Raw genomic sequence first — 21,516 nt, 5'->3', positions numbered from 1 at the left:
AGCGGGAGCCTGTCAGTGAGGCCCCGTCAGCGGGGTTGCAGGCCCAATGACATGCCCTTGAGCCCGCGGGGAACCGACGCCAGCTTGCCGGCGATTCCCGCCAGGGCCATGGCCGCAGGCGTCTCCGGGCGGCCCAGCACCAGCGGCACCCCGGAATCCCCTCCCTCACGCAGCAGGACGTCCAGGGGAATCTGGCCCAGCAAGGGCACATCCTCACCCACGGTGGCCGAGAGACGCTCGGCGAGCACGGCGCCGCCGCCGCTGCCGAACAGTTCCATCCTGCCGCCGTCGGGCATTTCAAGGTAGGACATGTTTTCCACGACGCCGGCCACGGTCTGGCCCGTCTGCGTTGCGATCGCCCCGGCCCGCTCGGCTACATCCGCGGCGGCCGCCTGCGGTGTGGTGACGACGAGGATCTGCGCCTTGGGCAGCAGCTGGGCGACGGAGATCGCGATGTCGCCCGTGCCCGGCGGCAGGTCCAGGAAAAGGGCATCGAGGTCGCCGAAGTAGACGTCCGTGAGGAATTGCTCCAGCGCCCGGTGCAGCATCGGTCCGCGCCAAGCCACGGGCTGGTTCCCGGTGACGAACATGCCGATGGAGATGACCTTGACCCCGTAGGCCACCGGCGGCAGGATCATGTCGTCCACCCGGGTGGGGGCCTGTGTGATGCCCATCAGCCCCGGAACGGAGAAACCATACACATCCGCGTCCACGATCCCCACACGGAGGCCCTGGGCAGCCAGTGCGCACGCCAGGTTGACCGTCACTGACGACTTGCCCACGCCGCCCTTGCCGCTGGCGACGGCGTACACCTTGGTCAGCGAGCCCGGCGCGTTGAACGGGATGCCGCGCTGGCCGCCTGCGCCGCGCAATTGCTCTTTGAGAGCGTCGCGCTGGACCTGCGTCATGACTTTCAAGTCCACCTCGACGCCGGTGACCCCCGGGACGGCGGACAGTGCCGCCTCGGTGTCGGCCGTGATGGTGCCGCGCAACGGGCAGCCCGCGATGGTTAGCAGTACCCCGATCCGCACCCGGCCGCCGTCGGCGATGTCCACGGACTCCACCATGCCGAGCTCGGTGATGGGGCGGCGGAGTTCAGGGTCGATCACGGTGGCAAGTGCGCCGTGCACTGCCTGTTCCAGGGGAGTGCGGTCCAGCGGGGTGCTCATGCGGGCGATGCTCAGCTCTCGGGGATGGTGCGGTGTGCGGGCAGGCGGGTGGGGTCGGCAGCGACCCCGGACTCGTTCACCGGCGGTTTCTCCGCCGGGTCTTCCCGCTTGCCTTCCTTCGCAGGGTAGTCCCGCTTGCCGCCGGACTTGACCCGCGGGATCTGCTGGGTTCGGGGGCTCCGTTGCTTGTCGCGCCGGTCCTTCATCTTCTCCTTGACCTTGTCCCGCGGCGTCTCGTGGACGCCGGCGGAAGGATCGTGCGTGCGCAGTTCCTCCTGGGCTTCCAGCATGTCCTCGAGCAGGCTGCGCAGCTCGGTGCGGACGTAGTCGCGGGTGGCGACTTCCCGCAATGCGATGCGCAGGGACGCAAGTTCCCGGGTCAGGTATTCGGTGTCGGAGAGATTGCGCTCGGCCCGCTGGCGGTCCTGCTGGAGGGAGACCTTGTCCCGGTCGTCCTGGCGGTTTTGCGCGAGCAGCAGGAGGGGGGCTGCGTATGAGGCCTGCAGGGAAAGCATGAGGGTCAGCAGCGTGAAGCCCAGTGCCCGTGAATCAAATTGCCATTGCTCCGGAGCCCAGGTGTTCCAGCACAGCCAGAAGACGCAGAACACGGTCATATAGAGCAGGAACTGGGGGGTGCCCATGAAACGGGCGAAGCCTTCCGTGGCATGGCCGAAGGCGTCCGGGTCGGGACGGAAGTTGGGCAGGATGCGCTGCCTGCCGCTCAATGGCGTGTCGAGGCCGCCTGAAGTCCTGCTGCCGGGACGCACGGGGGCGTTCCGTGGTGCGGTGGGATCAGCCAATGCGGCCTCCAAGCTTCCTTATCGGGGCGTCGTCGTCGTGGGCGCGCCAGTCGTCCGGCAACAGATGATCAAGCACGTCGTCAACAGTCACCGCCCCCACAAGCCGTCCGTCTTCGTTGACCACGGGGAGGGAGTTGAGGTTGTATGTTGCGAGCGTGCGGGCGACCTCGCTGATGTGGGCCTGGTCGGAGACCGGTTCCAGGTTCTTGTCCACCAAGTTGCCCAGCGGTTCCGGCGGCGGAAAACGCAGGAGCTGCTGGATATGGACGACGCCGAGGAATCGTCCCGTCGGGGTTTCCAGCGGTGGCCGGGCGACGAAGATCGAGGACGCCAGGGCGGGGGAGAGTTCTTCCCGGCGGACGTGGGCCAGTGCCTCGGCGACGGTTGCTTCCGGGGGCAGGATCACTGGAACCGGCGTCATGAGCCCGCCGGCGGTGTCCTCGTCGTATTCGAGCAGGCGGCGGACGTCCTCGGCGCCTTCGGGTTCCATCAGCTGCAGGAGCTCCTCGGCCTGCGCGCTGGGGAGCTCGGCGAGGAGGTCGGCGGCGTCGTCGGGGTCCATTTCCTCGAGGACGTCGGCGGCGCGGTGGACGTCCAGGGCGGAGAGGATCTCCACCTGGTCACCTTCCCGCATCTCCTGCAGGACGTCCGCGAGCCGCTCGTCCTGGAGCTCGCTGGCAACTTCGAAGCGGCGCTTGTCGCTCATTTCCTGGAGGGCTTCGGCGAAGTCGGCCGGCTTGAGGTCCTCGTGCGTGGCCACGAACTGGGTGGCGGCTTGCGGCTCGGTCTTGGCGCCTTGCCGGGCATCGGCCCAGTCGATGATCATGGTTTCGTTGCGGCGCAGCCGGCTCAGCGGCGAGAGCGAGTGGCCGCGGCGGACGAAGAGCTTGCTGACGAACCAGTCGCCGGAGCGGTGCTTGTCCATGGCGATGTCCTCGATGGTCGCATCGCCGCTGCCGTCCGCGAGGGTCACCCGGCGGTCGAACATTTCCGCCACGACGAGGGTTTCCGCGCCGCGCTGTTCGAAGCGGCGCAGATTGACCAGCCCGGTGCAGATGACCTGGGTTTGGTCGATCGATGTAATCCGGGTCATCGGGACGAATACCCGCTTCTTGCCGGGGACCTCGACGACGATGCCCACCACGTGCGGGGCGCCCCTGGTCCCGCGGGAGAGCACCACGACGTCGCGCAGCCGGCCCAGACGGTCGCCCAATGGGTCGAAGACGTCCAGTCCAAGGAGGCGCGCGACAAACACTCGCGAAAGATTCGTGCTCACCCCTACAGGCTACCGAGTCTGCTCTCTTTTAGCTGAATTTCCAGCCGCACACCAGCCGGATAGGTGAGAATGGGCTTATGTCAAACATTTTTGGTCCCAGGGCCGGTGCCCCCAACGGTTCGGATGAGGCCCGCGCCGTCCCGAGGGGCGACGTCGTCGGTTCCTACAACTCCTACCTGGATGCCCAGAAGGCGGTGGACTATCTGGCTGACCAGCAGTTCCCCGTGCAGATGGTGTCGATCGTGGGCAACGAATTGAAGATGGTGGAGCGGGTGACCGGCAGGCTGACCTATCCCCGCGTCGCACTCTCCGGCGCCCTCAGCGGCATGTGGTTCGGCCTGTTCGTCGGCGTCATGCTGTCCTTCTTCTCCACCACCCCCGGCTATTTCTCGATTGTGACGTCCGTGCTGATGGGTGCCGCGTTCTTCATGCTGTTCGGCATCGTCACCTACGCGATGCAGCGCGGCAAGCGTGACTTCACGTCCACGAGCCAGGTGGTGGCGACCAACTATGACGTCGTGGTCTCCTTCGAGGCCGCCGGCGAAGCGCGGCGCATGCTGCACCAGCTGCCCATGACGCCGCATGACGCGTCCGGTGCCGCGGCCGGCGGTTACGCGCAGCACGACTACCGTCATCAGGAACCCCAGCAGCCGGGGCAGCAGGGCCATGAGCCACAGCGCCCCGCGGGCTGGAACGATCCGTACGGCCAGCGGACTCCGGAGACCGGCGGCGAGGCGGCGGGACAATACCAGGGCGGTGCGCCCCAGCAGGAGGGCGCCGCAGGCCCTGCGCCGGCGGCAGCGGCCAGGGCGGACGAGCCGGCCCGACCGGCCGGCCGGGTCTCCGGGGTGACCTACCCGGACCTTCCGGACGGCCGACCGCAGTACGGCGTCAGGGTCACGGACACCGAGAAGCCCGCGCCGGGCCAGGACGGCCAGCAGCACTGATCCCGGGCCGCAAAAACAGGCAACAGAAAAGGGAGGGTTCCGGAACGTCCGGGACCCTCCCTTTTCGGATCTATGCCATTACCGGCTTTGGGCCTCTTTTGAGACTTTTCCGAGCTACGGCGTCTGGCCGTCGACCTCCAGGTAGATGCCCGCCATCCAGGACTCGACGTCGTCCGCCTTGCGCGGCAGTGCAGCGCTGAGGTTGACCGGCCCGCCAGCCGTCATGAGGATGTCGTCCTCGATCCGGACACCGATGCCGCGGTATTTCTCGGGGATGCCGATGTCCTCATTCTTGAAGTACAGGCCGGGCTCGATCGTGAAGACCATTCCGGGCGTGAGCACGCCGTCGAGGTAGAGTTCCCGCTTCGCCTGGGCGCAGTCGTGGACGTCGAGGCCGAGGTGGTGGCTGGTGCCGTGCGGCATCCACCGGCGGTGCTGCTGGCCCTCGGTGCTGACGGCTTCCTCCACGGCGACGGGCAGGAGACCCCATTCGGCGAGCCGTTCCGCCAGCACAGTGGTGGCCGCGGTGTGGATGTCCCGGAACTTGGTGCCGGGCTGGGCAGCGGCGAAGCCGGCGTCGGCGGCGTCGAGCACTGCCTCATAGACCTTGCGCTGGATCTCGGAGAACTTGCCGTTGGCCGGCAGGGTGCGGGTGACGTCGGCCGTGTACAGCGAGTCGGCCTCCACTCCGGCGTCCAGGAGCAGCAGTTCACCGGCGTTGATCTTGCCGGTGTTCCGGGTCCAGTGCAGCACGGTGGCGTTGTTGCCCGAGGCGGCAATGGTGTCGTAACCGAGCTCGTTGCCTTCCTCGCGGGCCCGGGCGAAGAACGCCCCTTCCACCACGCGCTCGCCGCGGTGGTGGGTCAGTGCCCGGGGAAGGGCCTTCACGACCTCCGTGAAGCCTGCGACCGTGGCCGCGACGGCGGTCTTCATCTGTTCGATTTCCCACTCGTCCTTGAGGAGGCGCAGCTCCGAGAGGGCCTCGGTGAGCTTCTCGTCCAGGGCGTCGAGGACACTCAGGTCAAGGTTGTCCGGGTCCTTGGCCGTGTTGTAGCGGGCGGTGTCCACGAGGGCGTCAATGTTGTCGTCAACCTTGCGGACCAGCCTGATGGAGATTCCGCCGATCTCGGGCGCACCAACGTTCTTGGTAATGGCGAGTTCGAGTTCGGCGATGTCCGCCGTGGCCAGTCCGAGCTTGGCCTGGAATTCGGCCAGGGTTGGGCGTGCACCGATCCAGAACTCCCCGGAACGGGAATCGGCGTAGAACTGCTCGGTGTCGCGGCCGGCCAGCGGACGGAAGTACAGGGTGGCGCGGTGGTGGCCGCCGTCGTCGCCCGTGCCTTCCGGCACCGGTTCCAGGATCAGGACCGCATCAGGTTCGTGGTCCAGGCCGAGACCGGTGAGGTGCGCGAAGGCGGAGTGCGGCCGGAAACGGTAGTCGCAGTCATTCGAGCGGACCTTCAGCGGACCGGCGGGGATGACCAGGCGTTCACCTTTGAACAGGCCTGAGATGGAGCGGCGCCGGGCTGCGGCGTGGCCGGCGACGGCGTCCCTTGCGGGGAGCTGTTGCGTGGCCGGCGCCCAGTTGCTGGCCATGAAGGCCTTGAAGGCGTCGGAGCTGGGCCGCTGTGAGCGGTTGTTGACGCGCTCTTCGAGGGGCTGGGAAGCGGAGACTAGGGTGTTATCTGCATCGTTCACCGTCCCATAGTCTCACCAGCGCCGCGGCTTAGGCCAACGGCACGCTCGCGCCGTGGGGCAGCTGGAGGAGCCCTGACACGATGGAAACGGCGTGGAGGAGCCGGGGCTTTGGATCCGGCCATCTACTAGGCTGGTGAGGTGAGGATTGACCTGCATGCGCACTCCAATGTTTCCGACGGCACCCAGATGCCGGCCGACGTCATGGAGTCCGCTGCCGCTGCCGGCCTCGACGTCATCGCCCTGACCGATCACGATTCCACGGCCGGGTGGGCGGAGGCCGCCGTCGCCGCCCGGAAGGCGGGGGTGGCCCTGGTCCCGGGCATGGAGATCTCGTGCCGGACGGCTGAAGGCATCAGCGTCCACCTGCTCAGCTACCTCCACGATCCCGCGCATCCGGGGCTGCTGGAGGAAATCACGAAATCCAAGGATGCCCGGCACACGAGGGCACAGCAGATGGTCACCCTGTTGTCCGAGGACTACCCGCTGACCTGGGACGACGTGATCCACCACGTCGCGCCGGGCGCCACCCTGGGCCGCCCGCACATCGCCGACGCGCTCGTCGCCGCGGGGGTCGTGGAGGACCGGGCCGAGGCCTTCGGCTCCATCCTCACCGCAAGGTCGCGCTACTGGGTCCAGCACTATGCGCCGGAGCCGGCGCTCGCCGTCGAACTGGTCCGTGCGGCCGGCGGCGTCCCGGTGTTCGCCCACCCTGTGGCGTCTGCCCGCGGGCGGATCGTGGGGGAGGAGACCTACCGGGAGATGATCGACGCCGGCCTGGCCGGCCTGGAAATTTTCCATCGGGACAATCCCGAGGAGGGCCGGAGGTTCCTCCGCCGCATCGCCGAACGCTACGGCCTGCTGGTCACGGGGTCTTCGGACTACCACGGCGCGGGAAAGCCGAACCTGCTGGGGGAGAACCTGACCTCCGCAGAAGTCTTTGCCCGGATCGAGGAACTGGGCACCGGCTCGTCGGTAGTCCGCTAAGGACCGGTCCGCTGAGACCCTAGACCATGAGGGCCTGAACCCGCGGTTGCGCTATCACTTAGCGTCGCCATAAGGCCCCTCAGGGCACCGTCAGGGCCCGAAGAGCCGCCGTAAGTGATAGTGCAACGGGCGGGGTGGCGTCAGGCCGCCGGGAACGACGTGAATTGCGCTTGCGCGGCCAGGCGCTTGGCCATGACGTCGATGGCCGGCTGGTTCTGGTCCACGCACACGAACCTGCGGTCCAGTTTCGCGGCCACGGATCCGAGCGTTCCGGAACCGGCAAAGAAGTCCAGGCACCAGTCACCGGGCCGGCTCGAGGCCGCAACCACGCGGCGGATGAGCCCCTCCGGTTTCTGCGTCGGGTAGCCGGTCTTCTCCTTGCCGGTCGGCGAAACGATCGTGTGCCACCACACATCCGTGGGAAGCTTGCCGAGCTCGCGCTTGGCGGGGGTGACGAGTCCGGGGGCCATGTACGGCTCACGGTCCACCTCGGCGCTGTCGAAGTGGTACTTCGCCGGGTTCTTGACGTAGACCAGGATGTTGTCGTGCTTGGTGGGCCAGCGGTACTTGGCCCGGGCACCGTAGTCGTACGCCCAGATGATCTCGTTCAGGAAGCACTCCCGGCCGAAGATCGCGTCCAGCATGACCTTCGCGTAGTGCACCTCGCGGTAGTCCAAATGCAGGTACAGGGTGCCGTCGTCGGCCAGGAGCCGCCAGGCTTCCACGAGCCGGGGCTCGAGGAAGGACCAGTAGTCGCTGAACGCGTCGTCGTACTTGTGCAGGGCGCCCTTGATGGTGTCGTAGGACCGGCCCTTGAACCCGACGCGGTCGCCCTCGCCGCCGGCATTGAGCACCATCTTGGTTTCCTGGCGCCGCTGGACCCGGCCGGTGTTGAAAGGGGGGTCCACGTATATCAGTGTGAAGGCGCCGTCCGGCAGCGTGGGGAGGTATTCCGCGTTGTCCGCGTGAACCACCAGATTGCTGCCGTCCGGCGCCCAGACGGTGTCAGTCATGGAGGGGATTAGGCCTCGGCGCCGCTCGGCTGTGCGTCGCCCCCGGCCACTACCTCGCCGTTGCGGCGGCGCGTGCGGGTCCGGCGCCGGGCGCGGGTCGCCCGGTCCACCTCGGTGGGGGCCTTCGCCGTTGCGGCGGCAGGAGTTTCCGGACCCTGTCCGTTGGCGGCGGACGCCGTTGCGGTCTCGGCCTCGGCGGGACGGCGACGGCGGTCGCCAGAGCGTCCGCCGGCCTCCGTGCCGCTGCGGCGCGAGTCGCGGCCGCCGGTGCGGCTGCCCTCGCGGGCACTCTCGCGGCTGCCGGTGCGGCTGCCTTCGCGGGCGCCGTCACGTCCACCCGTACGGCTGCCTTCGCGGGCGCCGTCACGGCCGCTGTCCTTTGCGCTGGTGCGCGAGTTCTTCTTGCCGGTCTCGCCGAGGTCCTCGAGGACTTCGGCGTCGACGCCGGCCAGCACGCGCTTGTCGCGGGGGAGCCGGCCCTTGGTGCCCGCGGGGATATCGAGTTCCTCGAACAGGTGGGGCGAGGAGGAATAGGTTTCCACGGGCTCGGGGTAGCTCAGGCCCAGGGCCTTGTTGATTAGCCCCCAGCGCGGCATGTCATCCCAGTCAACGAAGGTCACGGCGGTGCCCTTGTTGCCGGCGCGGCCCGTGCGGCCGACGCGGTGCAGGTAGATCTTCTCGTCCTCGACGCACTGGTAGTTAATCACGTGCGTGACGTCGTCGACGTCGATGCCGCGGGCGGCGACGTCGGTGGCGACGAGGACATCCACCTTGTTGTTGCGGAAGGCGCGCAGCGCCTGTTCGCGGGCGCCCTGGCCGAGGTCGCCGTGGATGGCAGCCGCAGCGAAACCGCGGTCCACCAGTTCTTCGGCTACCTTCGCGGCGGTGCGCTTGGTCTTCGTGAAGATGATGGTCCGGCCGCGTCCGCGGGCCTGCAGGATGCGGGCGACGACTTCGACCTTGTCCATGCTGTGGGCACGGTAGATCAACTGGCGGATGTCGCGCTTAGTCAGGCCTTCGTCGTCGGGGTCCGCGGCGCGGATGTGGGTCGGCTGGGTCATGTAGCGGCGGGCCATGGCGATGACCGGGCCGGGCATGGTGGCCGAGAACAGGAGCGTCTGGCGGACCGCGGGGGTACCGGCGATCAGGGTCTCAACGTCCGGCAGGAACCCGAGGTCCAGCATTTCGTCGGCTTCGTCGAGGATGACGATCTTGACGTTCTTCAGGCTCAGGTGCTTCTGCTTGAAGAGGTCGATCAGGCGGCCCGGGGTGCCGACGACGACTTCGACGCCGTTCTTCAGCGCCTCGACCTGCGGCTCGTAGGCGCGGCCGCCGTAAATGGTGGCGATGCGGGCGTTGCGCTTCTTCGCGGCGTTCTCGAGGTCCTTGGCAACCTGGACGGCGAGTTCGCGGGTGGGCACGATCACCAGGGCCTGCGGGGCGCCGGGAACGGCCAGCTTGTCGAAACCGGCGTCGTCACGGCCGACGACGCGCTGCAGCGCCGGGATGCCGAAGCCGAGGGTTTTGCCCGTACCGGTCTTGGCCTGGCCGATGATGTCGTGCCCGGCCAGTGCGACCGGCAGCGTCATGGCCTGGATCGGGAAGGGGTGGGTGATGCCGGCGTCGGCCAGGGACTCCACAATGTCCGCGCGGACGTTGAAGTCGGCGAAGGTCTTTTCGGCAATCTCGTGCGGCTTTTCGTCCGAGATAATGGTCTCTTCGGGCTCGATGGTCTCCGTGCCGGACTCATCGGTCAGAAGCTGGTGCGTGTGCAATTCACTCACAGGGGAGTTTCCTTATTCATTTTGGGCTGCGCTGCTTGCTCAACGGGGCCGGCCAAAGTGGCCGTTCCGGAGCACGCTCAGGCGCGCAAGCATTTCCAGTGGAAGCCGATCGCGGGCTATCTAAATGCTGGCACTGGGGACCAGCGGGTGTATCTCAAGATCGCGTAGGGGCGGGCTTGTTGAATTCGAAAATCATGGAAATCAACGACCGGGCATCCATTTCTACCTCTCCAGTCTAGCTGTACAAGGCACGGATCCTCGACTGGACCCGTGATCGCGCCGCGGAGTGGTGCCGGCCGCGGACCGATAGCGGGCCTGAAGCGGACCGTCAGCCCACGAGCTCCAGCTCGATTTCGCGGGTGGCGATGTCCGCTGACAGCACCCGGACCCGGACTTGAGTGCCCGGTTCCAGTTCGCCCGGGCATCGTGCGGTCACGGCGGGCTCGGCGATCTGGACGATCCCGGAGGGACCATTCCCGTTGCCGTTGGCTTTGCCGCCGTTCCCGTTCCCATTCCCGTTGACGCTGACCGCTGTGTTGCCGTTCGCGCTCTTCGCCGGTTTGGGGCCGGAGATGACGACGGCGTCGAATTCCTGGCCGACGTGGTTGACCAGCAGCGCCGCCTCCACGGTGTCCAGCGAGAGCCGCTCCAGCTTCGCGGCGAGCTGGTCCGAGGTGCCCATGATGGCCGGCAGGGACGGCAGGGCCTCCCGGGCCCAGGCCGGAACTTCGGTGCCGTTGCTCAGGGCCTCGCAGATCACCAGCACGAAACGGTCGACCAGCCGCCGCAGCGGCGCCGTGGAATGGGCGTAGGCCGCGCCGATGGCGGACTGGACGGCGGCTCCCGGCACGTTGCCGTCGAAGTGCGTGTACCCGGCACCGCGGAAAAGCATCCCGGCCGAATGCACAATGGCCAGCTGCCGGGGGTCCATGGGGTCCAGGGTCCGGAGGTACTCGCCGTAGCGCATTTCCCCATCCCAGGGCTTGCCGAGGGCCTGGGTCTGGCGGTGGAAGTGCCGCAGCGACGCCTCATCCGGGGCGGGCATGGTGCGCAGGATGCCCACCTTGCCCCGGAGCATGAGAGCGGCGGCGGCCATCCCGGTCATGAGTGAAATCTGGGCGTTCCAGTCCTCGACCGGCAGCGGCGGGGCGGCCACGATCCGGTAGCCGCCGTCGGGCAGCTGCTGGATCTCCTGTTCGGGCATATTCAGGCTCGCGCCGCCGCGCAGGCGTTCCTGCTCCACCCGCTTGATGCCCACCTCTTTGAGCAACTGCAGTACCGGGGACGCGGTGCCGGCGTCGAGCTCGGCCTGGACGCCCTTGTAGTTGAGCTTGGCCCGGCTGCGGACCTGCGCCCGGCGCACGAGGACCGCGGTCACCTCTGCGGCGGCGTCGAGCTCGAACTCCCAGACGAACGCCGCGCACAACTGCCCGGCGAGCAGGCTGCCGGCGGCCTCGCTGATGATCTCCGGGTGCAGCGGAATCCGGCCGTCCGGGGTGTAGAAGGTCTGGCCGCGGCGCCGGGTCTCGGCGTCGAGCGCCCCGCCCGGGGCGACAAAGGAGGGGACATCGGCGATGGCGTAGAACACCTTGTAGCCCCCGTTGCTCCGTTCGATGAACAGGGCCTGATCGAGGTCGGTGGACGATGCCGGATCAATGGTCACGAACTCGACGTGCGTCAGGTCCAGGTCCGGCAGCTTGTGCTCGGCCACCGCTGCTTCCGCGTCGCGCAGCACGCCCTCGGGGAACGGACCGGGCAGTTCCAGCGTGGTGCGCAACGCCTTGAGAGCCTCGGCAAGCTGGTTCTGCTGCTCGTGGACACTGGGGGTCAGGCGATGATGTGACACGAAAATCAGGGTAGCCCGATTTCCGCTATTAGTCTTGGATGATGAGCGCAACTGCGGACGATCCTGCCCTCTACAACAGCTTGGTGGCGGATCTGCTGGGGGTCCTGGCGTACGGCGAGCTTTCCGCCTTCGAGCGGCTGTCCTCGAGTGCCCGGTATTCGCCCACGCTGCATGACCGTGCGGTGCTGGGCAGCATGGCGGTGGTCGAGTTCCAGCATTACGAACTGGTCCGCGCCCGGATCGAGCACATGGGCCTGGACACCGAGGCTGTCATGCTGCCGTTCCAGCCGTCGGTGGACCACTTCCACGAGCGCACGCGCCCGGCGGACTGGTATGAGGCGCTCATGAAGGCCTACGTGATCGACACCGTCTCCGCGGACTTTTACCGCGCCGTCGGCCGGTACGTCGACGCCGGGACCCGGGAGCTGATCGGGCAGGTCCGCTCCACCGGCGAGTCCACGGCCGTGCTCCAGGAGCGGCTCAAGGCGGCCCTGGCCGATGATCCCCGGCTGGCGTCGCGCCTGGCGCTGTGGGCCAGGCGCCTGCTGGGCGAGGTCCTGACCCATGCCCAGCGGCTCAGCCTTGAGCACGCGTTCCTCGCCGGGCTCTCGGGCCTGGACGACGCCGGCGCCAGGGAGCTGGTCAGGGGCCTGACGGCCGAACTCGCAGCGAACCACGCCCGCCGGATGGCAGGGCTGGGGCTCGCCGGCTAGGTTCAGTGCAGGCCGGGAACCTGCCTAAGATGCCGCGGCGTCCAGCGCCGCCAGCAGCGCACCTGCGGCGTGGGCCGGATCAGGGGCGTCGGTGACCGCCCGGACCACCACGATCCGCCGGGCGCCGGCCTCGACTACCTGCTCAACGTTGCTGAGGTCGATCCCGCCGATCGCGAACCAGGGCATGACGCCGTCCACCTTGCCGGTTCCCTCAGCGTCCGCCCGGCCGATCGCCTGGGCGGCGTAGCGCACCAGGTCGAGGCCGACGGCGGCGCGTCCCGGTTTGGTGGGCGTCGCCCAGACGGGGCCCACACAGAAGTAGTCGAGCCCTTTGCGGCCGGGCGAGGCAGCAATGGCGGCGTCCACCTGTTTCGGGCTGTGGGTGGACAGGCCGATCACGGCGTCTTTGCCCAGGAAGCCGCGGGCGGCGTCGAGCGAAATGTCCTTCTGGCCGATATGGAACACGGGTGCCCCGGACAAGGACGCGATGTCCGCCCGGTCGTTGACGGCCCACAACCGTCCGTGGCGCTGGGCCGCGGCGTGCAGGACCTCCAGGAGTTCGAGTTCCTCGGCCGCCTCAAGTGTTTTATCGCGCAGCTGGATGATGTCCACACCGCCGGCGAAGGCGGCGTCAACGAAGTCCTCGAAGTCGCCGCGGTCCCTGCGGGCGTCAGTGCACAAGTAGAGGCGGGCGGTGGTGTGGAGGGGGTCCTGGCTCATGGGTCCAGCCTAGTTCCTCTAAACTGGGCGCATACCGCGGGAGCCCGCAGCAGCCAAGTCGCTGCTGCAGGGCTGAGAGGGCGTCAGAGCCGACCGCTTGACCTGATCCGGCTAGTACCGGCGTAGGGAAGGAATTTTTTTATGGGCACACGAGCCGGCCGCGCAGCCGCCGCCGCAAATGACGCCGCCGACGTTGCCGTGATCGGCGGCGGGGTGATTGGCCATGGCATCGCGTTCGAGGCCAGCCGCTCGGGCCGGTCTGTGGTTTTGATCGACGATGCTCCCGGCAGCGGAGCCAGCTGGGCCGCGGCCGGCATGCTGGCCCCCGTCAGCGAGCTGCATTACCAGGAGGAGCAGCTGCTGGAACTGATGCTTGAGTCGTCCCGGCTGTGGCCCGGATTCGCTGCCGGCCTCGACGCCGGCGGCGCGGATTCCCTGGCCGGTACCGGCTACCTGACGACGTCGACCCTCGCGGTCGGGGCCGACGCGGCGGACCGGCGCGCGCTCGCGGACCTGAGGGAGGTCCAGCAGGCCTGCGGCCTCACCGTGGAACCACTGACAGTGCGCGAGGCCCGCAGCCGGGAGCCCCTGCTGAGCCCGGGCATCTCCTGCGCCTTCGACATCCCGGCCGACCACCAGGTGGACCCCCGGCTGCTGCTCACCCGGCTCGCCAGCGTGCTCGGCGCGGAGGGCGGGAGCTTTGTCCGGCGGCGCGCGGCGGGCCTGCTGTGGCAGGACGGCACGGTTGCCGGGGTACGGCTCGCGGGCGGCGGTTCCGTGCGGGCTGCGGAAACGGTAATCGCCAACGGCCTTGGCGCCGCCGGGCTCGAGGACCTGCCCGCCGGGCTGGCGCTGCCGCTGCGGCCTGTCTATGGCGACATCCTCCGGCTTCGCGTGCCCCCGCGTCTGTTGCCGCTGCTCACGGCCACCGTGCGGGGCATGGTGCGCGGGGTCCCGGTGTACATCGTTCCCCGCCAGACCGGCACCGTGGTGATCGGAGCCACCCAGCGTGAGGACGGGCCGTCGGATCCCCATGCGGTTTCTGCCGGCGGCGTCTACCAGCTGCTAAGGGATGCCCAGCAGCTGGTGCCCGCGGTCGCCGAGCTGGAGCTGCTGGAAGCCGCGGCGAGGGCCCGGCCCGGCACGCCGGACAACGCCCCGTTGCTGGGACGGGTCGCCCGCCCGGACGGTGGGGACGTCCCGGGGCTCATCATCGCCACCGGTTTCTTCCGGCACGGCGTCCTGCTGACCCCCGCGGCTGCGGCCGTGTGCCGGCAACTCATGGACGGGACGCCGGACCCGCGCTGGGATGGGTTCCGCCCCGACCGTTTTTCCCGCACCCCGGACACGTCCGGGGACAGCCCCAAGAAGGAAGCAGCATGAACATCAGACTGAACGGAACGGAGCAGAGCGTCGCCGACGGCGCCTCCGTCAGCACTCTCGTCAGCCAGCTCACTGGCCGCAGCATCGGCCCCGACGGCCGGGCTGCCGACGGGGGCAAGCTCGGTGTCGCCGTGGCCCGCAACGCTGAGGTGGTGCCGCGCAGCCAGTGGCACGCCACGGCGCTCGCCGACGGCGACGACGTCGAACTTGTCACGGCAGTCCAGGGAGGATGACCAGCATGATCGAGACAACGTTGGCAGCAACACCAGCCGCACCCGCGGCCGGGGCAGTGGCCGACCCGTTCGTGGTCGACGGCGTGACGCTCGGCTCCCGCCTCATCATGGGCACCGGCGGTGCGCCGAGCCTGGACGGGCTGGGGGCGGCGCTCGTGGCTTCCGGCACCGAGCTGACCACCGTGGCAATGCGCCGCTATTCGCCAGCGGAGACCGGCTCTCTGTTTCAGCTGCTGGAGAATCACCGGATCCGGGTGCTGCCCAACACGGCCGGCTGCTTCACAGCCAGGGACGCCGTTCTCACCGCCGAGCTGGCCCGGGAAGCCCTGGAAACGGACTGGGTCAAGCTCGAAGTCATTGCCGACGAGCACACCTTGCTGCCGGACGCCGTCGAACTCGTAGACGCCACCGAACAGCTCGTGGCGCGCGGCTTCAAGGTCTTCGCCTACACCAACGACGATCCCGTGCTTGCCCTCCGGCTCGAAAACCTCGGCGCGGCGGCCGTGATGCCGCTGGGCGCCCCGATCGGCACCGGCCTGGGCATCCTGAACCCGCACAATATCGAGCTGATCGTCTCGCGGGCGTCCGTGCCCGTGGTGCTGGATGCAGGGATCGGCACAGCCTCGGACGCGGCCCTGGCGATGGAACTGGGCTGCGACGCCGTGCTGCTGGCTACGGCCGTGACCCGGGCGCAGAATCCCGTGCTCATGGGCGAGGCCTTCAAGCATGCCGTCATCGCCGGTAGGCTGGCAAAAAAGGCTGGCAGGATCCCGCGCCGCGAGCACGCGCTGGCGTCCTCGGCGATGGAAGGCCGGGCCGAGTTCCTCTGAGTCCGGCCGCTCCGGTAGGCCGTCTTGTCGGTCAACCAGTGAAGGAGACTGTCATGGCAGCCACGGATGACATCCTCACCCGCCCACAACTCGACGAAGCGCTGGCAGGCCTGCCGGATTGGCGGTACCGCCTCGGCGGGCTGGTGACCGTGTACAAGGCGCCGACGGCGGCCGCGGCACTCGAGCTGATCGCCGCCGTCGGGCGCCTCGCCGAAGAGCAGAACCACCACCCGGACCTGGACTGGCGCTTCAACCGGGTCTTTCTTCGCTACAGTTCCCATGACGTCGGCTCCGAGGTGACGCAGCGGGACGTCAAGGCGGCCGCTGCGGCCAGTGCGGCGGCCGCCGCAGTCGCTGCCACCGCGCAACCGGGGCTGTACCGGACCGTGGAAGTAGCCATCGATTCGGAGAATCCCGCCGGGATTTCGGAGGTCTGGCGGGTCGCCCTCGGTTACCGCAAGGGCAGACTCGGGGATCTCACGGACCCCTACGGCCGCGGCCCTTCGCTCCGGTTCCGGGAAACGACCACCCCAAGGGCCAGCCGCATCCATGTGGACATCCACCGGAGCCAGGCCGAATCCGGGCCCGTACTGGACCAGACCGCGGCTACCGGGGCATTAATCAACCGTGACCACGCACCCCATTGGGTGGTGGTCACGGATGCGCAAGGAAACCGGCTGTGCTTGTGTACCGAGGACGGCCACGGACCGGACCTGCCGGCGTAGGGCACTGCCCTGCCGATGCCCCGCCTGCTGGTGCCCCCGGAGGGGCCGTTAGAGCTTCAGGATTGCGGTGAGCCGCTCGGTGTCCTGCCGGGTCCGGGTCTTGCCCAGGTACACCACGGACGCGATCGAGGCCGCGGTGCCCAGGAGCATCGGCAGGATCCACGGGATCCAGGTCAGGCCTGGCTGGTAGCCAAGTCCGGCCGCAATGAAGATGATCCAGCTCAGCATGCCGACGGTCGCAGCGACTCCCGCCGGGACGCTGACACCGTATTTCGTGTGCCGCTTGTCGTTGGCCCACACGACAAAGCCCGCAGCAACGGTCACGATGGCAACCACAATCAGGGAAAGCATTCAGGACACCTCACGCTGGTGAAGAAAACGACAATGAAGAAACGACAGTGGAGAAACGCCGGGGCTAAACGCTCGGGCTAGAGGGCGCCGAAGCCGACGCGGCGGGCCTCTTCTGCACCGATTTCCACGTAGCCCAGAACGTTGGCGGGGACGATCACCAGGCGGCCCTTGTCGTCCTTCAGCCGCAGTTCGCCGCCCTTGGCGATCGCGTCGCCGACCACCTTGGCGACGGCGTCGGCGTCCTGTGTCGATTCAAGGACAAGTTCGCGGCCAATGTTCTGAATACCAATCTTTACTTCCACAGCAAGGCCTCCCAGCCAATCAACGTCCAAAAAATGTCTAAGGTCAATCTCTATTTGTAGTCTAGGTCTCTTTGGGGAAGCGGGAGATTCCGCGCCAAGCTAAACGGTAGATGAGGTCGCTGGCTACATCGAGATCCAGGTTCCCGGCCGTTTCCAACCAGTACCGGGCGCTCACCTGGGCCATTCCAGCGAGCCCGCGGCCCAGCAGCCGGGCTTCCAGTTCGGGCAGCTTGGTGTCCTCGGCGATGACGCGGGCGACGGCGTCGGCAAAGGTCTTGTTGAATGTTTCCAGCCGTGCACTGACGTCGGGATCGTTGATCAGGTCTGATTCGAAGACCAGCCGGTGCGCCTGGTCGTCGTGGGCAATGAAGCGGAAGTAGGCGCGCATGACCGCCTGGACGCGTTCGTCATTGTCCGTGGTGGAATTCAGGGCGCCAAGCAGCAGATCGATCAGGGTGCTGAGGTGGCTGTCCAGCAATGCCAGGTACAGGTCCCGTTTGGAAGGGAAGTGCTGGTACAGCACCGGCTTGCTGACGTGGGCGGTCTCGGCGATCTCATCCATGGCGGCACCGTGATAGCCGTTCGCCACGAAAACTTCCTGCGCGGCCGCCAACAGCTGCGCCCGGCGTTCGTCACGGGGCAGGCGGGCCGAGCGCTGGCCGCTCCGTGTCTGTCCGGCCGGCGGCTTGCCGGTCTCGTCCCGTTCCACCGGTGCCTGATGAACCACGTCGGCCTTCTTTCCTTTTCACCCCATTGCGCGCAATGGCACTCAACTGCACTTGTACTGAACTACCTTGCACTCAATTACACCTTACGCGCGGGTAATATGACCTGGCGGTATCTTCGGGCATAGATTGAAGTATGGCTTCCAAGTTCACCGCCACCGGCGCCCCCGCAACCCCCCAGACGCAGCTGGATCCGCGGCCCGGGCCGCTGGTTGACCCGGCAGGGGAGCTCAGCCCCGACGAGGTGGAACGCTACTCGCGCCACCTGATCATCCCGGAGATCGGCGCAATCGGTCAGCGGCGCCTCAAGAACGCGAAAGTCCTCGTCATCGGGGCCGGCGGCCTTGGCTCCCCGGCCCTGCTCTATCTCGCCGCTGCCGGGGTCGGCACCCTCGGCATCGTTGACGATGACGACGTCGACCTTAGCAACCTCCAGCGCCAGATCATCCACGGCGTCGCGGATGTGGGCCGGCCCAAAATCGAGTCCGCCCGCGACGCCATTGCGGCCCTGAACCCGCTCGTGGACGTCCGGCTCCACAACGTCCGCCTCGACGCGACCAACGCGCTGGAACTCTTTGCCGGCTACGACCTCATCCTCGACGGCGCCGACAATTTTGCCACCCGCTACCTCGTCAACGACGCCGCTGCCATCCTCCGCAAGCCCTACGTCTGGGGATCGATCTTCCGCTTCGACGGCCAGGTCAGCGTCTTTTGGGAGCAGTTCGGGCCCACCTACCGGGACCTCTACCCGGAGGCGCCGCCGGCCGGATCCGTGCCGTCCTGCGGCGAAGGCGGCGTGTTCGGCATGCTGTGCGCCGCCGTCGGGGCGCTGATGGTGACCGAGGCTGTCAAGCTGATCACCGGCGTCGGCCGGTCCCTGCTGGGCCGGCTGGCCCTCTATGACGCGCTCGGCGGCACCTGGCGCGAGATCAAGGTGGCCCGGGACCCCGAGGCGGTGCGCGTCACTGAGCTTACCGATTACGAGGCATTTTGCGGGATAACCCCGACGGCGGATGCCGGCACCGAGCACACCGTGACGGCGACCCAGCTCGCCACCATGCTGGCCTCACGCAAGGCTGGCCTCAAGGACTTCCACCTCATTGACGTGCGGGAGCAAGGGGAGTACGAGATTGTCCGCATTGACGGGTCGGTGCTGATCCCGCAGGGCCACATCCTTGCCGGGGAGGCGTGGCAGGAACTGCCCCAGGATGCCGAAATTGTCTTCCACTGCAAGGGCGGAACACGTTCCGCCGCCGTCCTGTCCGCAGCCCGAGCCGCCGGGTACGAGCGCGTCAGCCACCTCGAGGGCGGCATTCTCGCCTGGGTCCGGGACGTGGAACCCGGGAAGCCGGTGTACTGAGGCCAACCGCCCAGCCGGCCAGCCGCGCCGCGGCCGCCGAAAAATGCTCCGCCAAGCGGCGCCCTCCTACGAAAGGCCTGGCCATGAGCGAGGAAAATACCCTGACACCCCAGCGCAAGATTGGCTCTGGCTTTGGCCGGGAGTCGACGGCGGCCGAGGTGATTGCCGGCATCGACCTGACGGGGAAGACCGCGATCGTGACGGGCGGCTACTCGGGACTGGGCCTGGAGACCGTGCGGGCACTGGCCTCCGCCGGTGCCGCCGTTGTGGTGCCGGCCCGCCGGCCGGAGCACGCCCGGGACGTCCTCGCAGAGGCCGGGCTGACGGCTACCGAACGCGGCGGAGTCAGCGTTGCCGAAATGGATCTGGCGGACCAGGCCAGCGTGAAGGAGTTCGCCGCCGGCTTCCTGGCGGGCGCGGCGCCCGGCGCAAAACGCAGCCTGGACATCCTGATCAACAACGCCGCCATCATGGCGAGTCCGGAGCGCAGGGTGGGCCCCGGCTGGGAATCGCAGTTCGCCACGAACCACCTGGGTCATTTTGCCCTCACCAACCTGCTGTGGCCCGCGCTTACCGCGGCGCAGGGAGCCCGCGTGGTCTCGCTGTCCTCCACCGGCCACAAGCTCTCGGGGATCCGGTTCGATGACATCAATTTCGACTCCGGCTACGACAAATGGCGCGCCTACGGCCAGGCCAAGACGGCCAACGCGCTCTTCGCCGTCCAGCTCGATGCCCTGGGCCGGGACTTCGGCGTGCGCGCTTTCGCCGTACATCCGGGCGGGATCATGACGGAACTGCAGCGGCACCTGCCGCGCGAAGAGATGATCGCCGCAGGCTGGATGGACGCGGACGGCAAGCTCGACCCGCGCTTCAAGACACCGGCGCAGGGCGCCGCCACTTCGGTCTGGGCCGCGACGGCTCCGGCGCTCGAGGGAATGGGCGGCGTCTACTGCGAGGACTGCGACATCGCCGAAGCCACGGTGCCGGGATCTCCCGAAGCGAGGATCCGGGGCGTGGATGCGCATGCCGTGGACCGCGAGGCTGCCGCGCAGCTGTGGCAGATGTCGGCCGAAATGACCGGAATCAACGCATTCCGCTGATAGACACCGGCAGGCACCGGACGGCGCTGACTACGCGGGGCGGTTACGCCCGGGGGCCTCGGGGCAGTTACGCGGTTTCGCGGATATCGCCCGCGCCGGAGATGTGGTCCCCAGGGTTGCCGATAGCTGCGTTGTGGTCGACGGGGCACGCGGCCACGGAGCCGGCAGCACCTGAGGCCGGTGCACCGGCGGCGGGCTCCACTGTGATGCCGTACAGCGCCTCAAGACCGGCAATGTAGGTCTCCTGCTGTCCGTTGGAGGCCAGTTCGCGCGCCCGGACGGTGGGGATATGCAGGAGTTGTTTCACCATGCGGCGCAGGGCGAATTCGACTTCCTCGGCGGCAGCGGTGCAGCCGTGCCGGGCCCGGACCTTTTCCATCTCCGCGTCCAGGACGTTCATCGTGTGGCGGCGCAAGGCGACTATCGCCGAGTCCACGGACCGCGCCTCGCGCTCCTGCTCAAAGGCGCTGGCGGCCCCGGATACGATGCTGCTGGCCTGCTCGAGCGACTCGGCCTGTTCCTGCGGCGCGGCCAGCCGGACGGATTCGAGCGTGAGCAATTCGACGCCGTCGAGATCGCCCACCGCGGGGTCGAAGTCATGGGTCAGGGCGAGGTCAATCGCGATGAGCGGCTGGGGCGAGTTAGCCCGGATCCGGGCGAGATCGCCCGCTTCGACCCGGCTGTCGGAGCCGCTGCAGCCGATCATGACGTCGGCCCCGGCAACTGCGGCCGGAAGGGTGTCCTCGTCCAGGGCTGTGCCGCCCCGGGTGGCGACAAAGCCGGCGGCGCGGCCGGAGGAGGAATAGACAAAGACGTCGGTGCAGCCGCGTTCGCGCAGCAGCGACATGGTGGCTCCGGCGTAGGCGCCGGTCCCGAAGACGACAGCTTTCTTGGCGGACCAGTCCGCGTTTTCCGACAGGTCCGTCGCGAGATCCAGCGCGACGGAGACTATGGACAGGCCGCGCGAACCCAGCGCCGTCTGGGCGCCGACGTCCTTGGCGGTCTTGGACGCAGCCTGGAACAGCCGGACCAGGCCGGAACTGGCGGTGCCCTCGTGCTGGGCGGTGATCAGGGCGCGGCGGACCTGGCCGGCAATTTCGCGTTCGCCGACCACGGCGGAGTCCAGTCCGGAGCTGACGGCGAAAAGATGCTGGCTGACCTCGGCGCCGGTGCGGGTGCTGAAGGCGCGGGAGACGAGCTGATCGTTGAGTCCGCTGGCTCCGCTGATCTGGGTGATGAGGGCCGCCCGGGCTGCGTCGACAGCGTCAGGATGCGGGGCTTCACCATAAATTTCAAGGCGGTTGCAGGTGGCAAGGACAACGGCACCCGCCACGGCCGGCGATCCGGCGAGGGCGGATGTGGCGAGCCCTGAAGCGCCGGTGCTCAACTGAGCAACGGTTTCGAGGTCGATGTCGGCGTGTGTAGCCACCAATGAAAAAAGAACCACAGCACCACCATCATAGCTTTTTCGTGCCCGTGTAGAACAACTGTCCCGGCGTGGGTTCGGGCACGCCGGCCTGTGATTCCCGCCACCGTGCGGCGCTCGTGGCCAGTGTG

General features: G+C 68.1%; 21 protein-coding genes and 1 riboswitch. Of the genes, 9 read left to right on the top strand and 12 right to left on the bottom strand.

Going from position 1 to position 21,516, the window contains the following annotated elements; all coding sequences use genetic code 11:
- Positions 1-26: 26 nt before the first annotated feature.
- The 3 genes from AC1DKQ_RS00855 to AC1DKQ_RS00845 are packed head-to-tail and all read right to left on the bottom strand — an operon-like array spanning position 27 to position 3,245.
- Entirely contained in the window at positions 27-1,169 is a 1,143-nt protein-coding gene (locus AC1DKQ_RS00855) for an Mrp/NBP35 family ATP-binding protein (protein ID WP_476882766.1), read from the bottom strand.
- A gap of 11 nt (positions 1,170-1,180) precedes the next feature.
- Positions 1,181-1,981 (bottom strand): DUF1003 domain-containing protein, encoded by an 801-nt coding sequence (locus AC1DKQ_RS00850; protein ID WP_476882767.1) that lies wholly within the window; start codon positions 1,979-1,981, stop codon positions 1,181-1,183.
- On the bottom strand, positions 1,962-3,245 hold the full coding sequence (locus AC1DKQ_RS00845) for a magnesium transporter MgtE N-terminal domain-containing protein (protein ID WP_476882768.1): 1,284 nt from the start codon (positions 3,243-3,245) through the stop codon (positions 1,962-1,964). Before AC1DKQ_RS00845 ends, AC1DKQ_RS00850 begins: the two co-directional genes overlap by 20 nt.
- Positions 3,246-3,322: 77 nt before the next feature.
- On the opposite strand from AC1DKQ_RS00845, the gene AC1DKQ_RS00840 reads away from it, so the two are divergent.
- Positions 3,323-4,192 carry a YflT domain-containing protein gene (locus tag AC1DKQ_RS00840; RefSeq protein ID WP_476882769.1) on the top strand — a complete coding sequence of 290 codons (870 nt, stop codon included), beginning with the start codon at positions 3,323-3,325 and terminating at the stop codon, positions 4,190-4,192.
- Positions 4,193-4,306: 114 nt separating this feature from the next.
- On the opposite strand, the gene AC1DKQ_RS00835 is transcribed toward AC1DKQ_RS00840, so the two are convergent.
- On the bottom strand, positions 4,307-5,890 hold the full coding sequence (locus AC1DKQ_RS00835) for an aminopeptidase P family protein (RefSeq protein WP_476917968.1): 1,584 nt from the start codon (positions 5,888-5,890) through the stop codon (positions 4,307-4,309).
- Between the two features lie 138 nt (positions 5,891-6,028).
- On the opposite strand from AC1DKQ_RS00835, the gene AC1DKQ_RS00830 reads away from it, so the two are divergent.
- A complete protein-coding gene (locus AC1DKQ_RS00830; protein ID WP_476917967.1) occupies positions 6,029-6,874 on the top strand; it encodes a PHP domain-containing protein in 846 nt (281 codons plus the stop codon).
- A 140-nt stretch (positions 6,875-7,014) separates the two neighbouring features.
- On the opposite strand, the gene AC1DKQ_RS00825 is transcribed toward AC1DKQ_RS00830, so the two are convergent.
- The 3 genes from AC1DKQ_RS00825 to AC1DKQ_RS00815 all read right to left on the bottom strand — a co-directional run bounded on the left by AC1DKQ_RS00825 (position 7,015) and on the right by AC1DKQ_RS00815 (position 11,517).
- Positions 7,015-7,887 carry a DNA-methyltransferase gene (locus AC1DKQ_RS00825; protein WP_377985404.1) on the bottom strand — a complete coding sequence of 291 codons (873 nt, stop codon included), beginning with the start codon at positions 7,885-7,887 and terminating at the stop codon, positions 7,015-7,017.
- 8 nt (positions 7,888-7,895) lie between these two features.
- Positions 7,896-9,671 (bottom strand): DEAD/DEAH box helicase, encoded by a 1,776-nt coding sequence (locus tag AC1DKQ_RS00820; RefSeq protein ID WP_476917966.1) that lies wholly within the window; start codon positions 9,669-9,671, stop codon positions 7,896-7,898.
- Positions 9,672-9,999: 328 nt separating this feature from the next.
- Positions 10,000-11,517, bottom strand: coding sequence for an RNB domain-containing ribonuclease (locus tag AC1DKQ_RS00815; RefSeq protein ID WP_476917965.1), 1,518 nt, complete (start codon positions 11,515-11,517; stop codon positions 10,000-10,002).
- A 41-nt stretch (positions 11,518-11,558) separates the two neighbouring features.
- Between AC1DKQ_RS00815 and AC1DKQ_RS00810 the strand changes: the two genes are divergently transcribed.
- Positions 11,559-12,230, top strand: coding sequence for a ferritin-like fold-containing protein (locus tag AC1DKQ_RS00810; RefSeq protein WP_476917964.1), 672 nt, complete (start codon positions 11,559-11,561; stop codon positions 12,228-12,230).
- Between the two features lie 24 nt (positions 12,231-12,254).
- Here AC1DKQ_RS00810 and thiE read toward each other — a convergent pair whose 3' ends face one another.
- Positions 12,255-12,950 (bottom strand): thiamine phosphate synthase, encoded by a 696-nt coding sequence (gene thiE / locus AC1DKQ_RS00805; protein WP_476882775.1) that lies wholly within the window; start codon positions 12,948-12,950, stop codon positions 12,255-12,257.
- Positions 12,951-12,976: 26 nt separating this feature from the next.
- Positions 12,977-13,097, top strand: a riboswitch (TPP riboswitch).
- Between thiE and thiO the strand changes: the two genes are divergently transcribed.
- The 4 genes from thiO to AC1DKQ_RS00785 all read left to right on the top strand — a co-directional run bounded on the left by thiO (position 13,092) and on the right by AC1DKQ_RS00785 (position 16,121).
- The gene (gene thiO, locus AC1DKQ_RS00800) at positions 13,092-14,333 is read left to right on the top strand and encodes a glycine oxidase ThiO (RefSeq protein WP_476917963.1); all 1,242 of its coding nucleotides are present in this window, start codon (positions 13,092-13,094) and stop codon (positions 14,331-14,333) included. (Overlaps the previous riboswitch by 6 nt.)
- A complete protein-coding gene (thiS, locus tag AC1DKQ_RS00795; RefSeq protein ID WP_377985410.1) occupies positions 14,330-14,566 on the top strand; it encodes a sulfur carrier protein ThiS in 237 nt (78 codons plus the stop codon). The genes thiO and thiS overlap by 4 nt, the downstream gene beginning before the upstream one ends.
- A 5-nt stretch (positions 14,567-14,571) precedes the next feature.
- Positions 14,572-15,396, top strand: coding sequence for a thiazole synthase (locus tag AC1DKQ_RS00790; RefSeq protein WP_476882777.1), 825 nt, complete (start codon positions 14,572-14,574; stop codon positions 15,394-15,396).
- 53 nt (positions 15,397-15,449) lie between these two features.
- Entirely contained in the window at positions 15,450-16,121 is a 672-nt protein-coding gene (locus AC1DKQ_RS00785) for a 4a-hydroxytetrahydrobiopterin dehydratase (protein WP_476917962.1), read from the top strand.
- A 48-nt stretch (positions 16,122-16,169) separates the two neighbouring features.
- On the opposite strand, the gene AC1DKQ_RS00780 is transcribed toward AC1DKQ_RS00785, so the two are convergent.
- The 3 genes from AC1DKQ_RS00780 to AC1DKQ_RS00770 all read right to left on the bottom strand — a co-directional run bounded on the left by AC1DKQ_RS00780 (position 16,170) and on the right by AC1DKQ_RS00770 (position 17,483).
- Positions 16,170-16,472 (bottom strand): hypothetical protein, encoded by a 303-nt coding sequence (locus tag AC1DKQ_RS00780; RefSeq protein ID WP_476882779.1) that lies wholly within the window; start codon positions 16,470-16,472, stop codon positions 16,170-16,172.
- A 77-nt stretch (positions 16,473-16,549) separates the two neighbouring features.
- Complete coding sequence (locus AC1DKQ_RS00775; RefSeq protein WP_377985414.1) at positions 16,550-16,774, bottom strand: DUF3107 domain-containing protein; 225 nt, start codon at positions 16,772-16,774, stop codon at positions 16,550-16,552.
- Positions 16,775-16,835: 61 nt separating this feature from the next.
- Positions 16,836-17,483 carry a TetR/AcrR family transcriptional regulator gene (locus tag AC1DKQ_RS00770; protein ID WP_476882912.1) on the bottom strand — a complete coding sequence of 216 codons (648 nt, stop codon included), beginning with the start codon at positions 17,481-17,483 and terminating at the stop codon, positions 16,836-16,838.
- 152 nt (positions 17,484-17,635) lie between these two features.
- Between AC1DKQ_RS00770 and moeB the strand changes: the two genes are divergently transcribed.
- A complete protein-coding gene (gene moeB / locus AC1DKQ_RS00765; RefSeq protein WP_476917961.1) occupies positions 17,636-18,859 on the top strand; it encodes a molybdopterin-synthase adenylyltransferase MoeB in 1,224 nt (407 codons plus the stop codon).
- 83 nt (positions 18,860-18,942) lie between these two features.
- Positions 18,943-19,959 carry an SDR family NAD(P)-dependent oxidoreductase gene (locus tag AC1DKQ_RS00760; protein WP_476917960.1) on the top strand — a complete coding sequence of 339 codons (1,017 nt, stop codon included), beginning with the start codon at positions 18,943-18,945 and terminating at the stop codon, positions 19,957-19,959.
- A 67-nt stretch (positions 19,960-20,026) separates the two neighbouring features.
- Here AC1DKQ_RS00760 and AC1DKQ_RS00755 read toward each other — a convergent pair whose 3' ends face one another.
- Positions 20,027-21,406: a glutamyl-tRNA reductase gene (locus AC1DKQ_RS00755; protein ID WP_476917959.1), complete on the bottom strand. Its 1,380-nt coding sequence runs from the start codon at positions 21,404-21,406 to the stop codon at positions 20,027-20,029.
- Positions 21,407-21,516: the final 110 nt, after the last annotated feature.

It is taken from the genome of Arthrobacter sp. 05L421 (assembly GCF_056397785.1).
The sequence above is the reverse complement of the archived record's forward strand: the minus strand, read 5'-3'. Positions and strand labels throughout refer to the sequence as shown.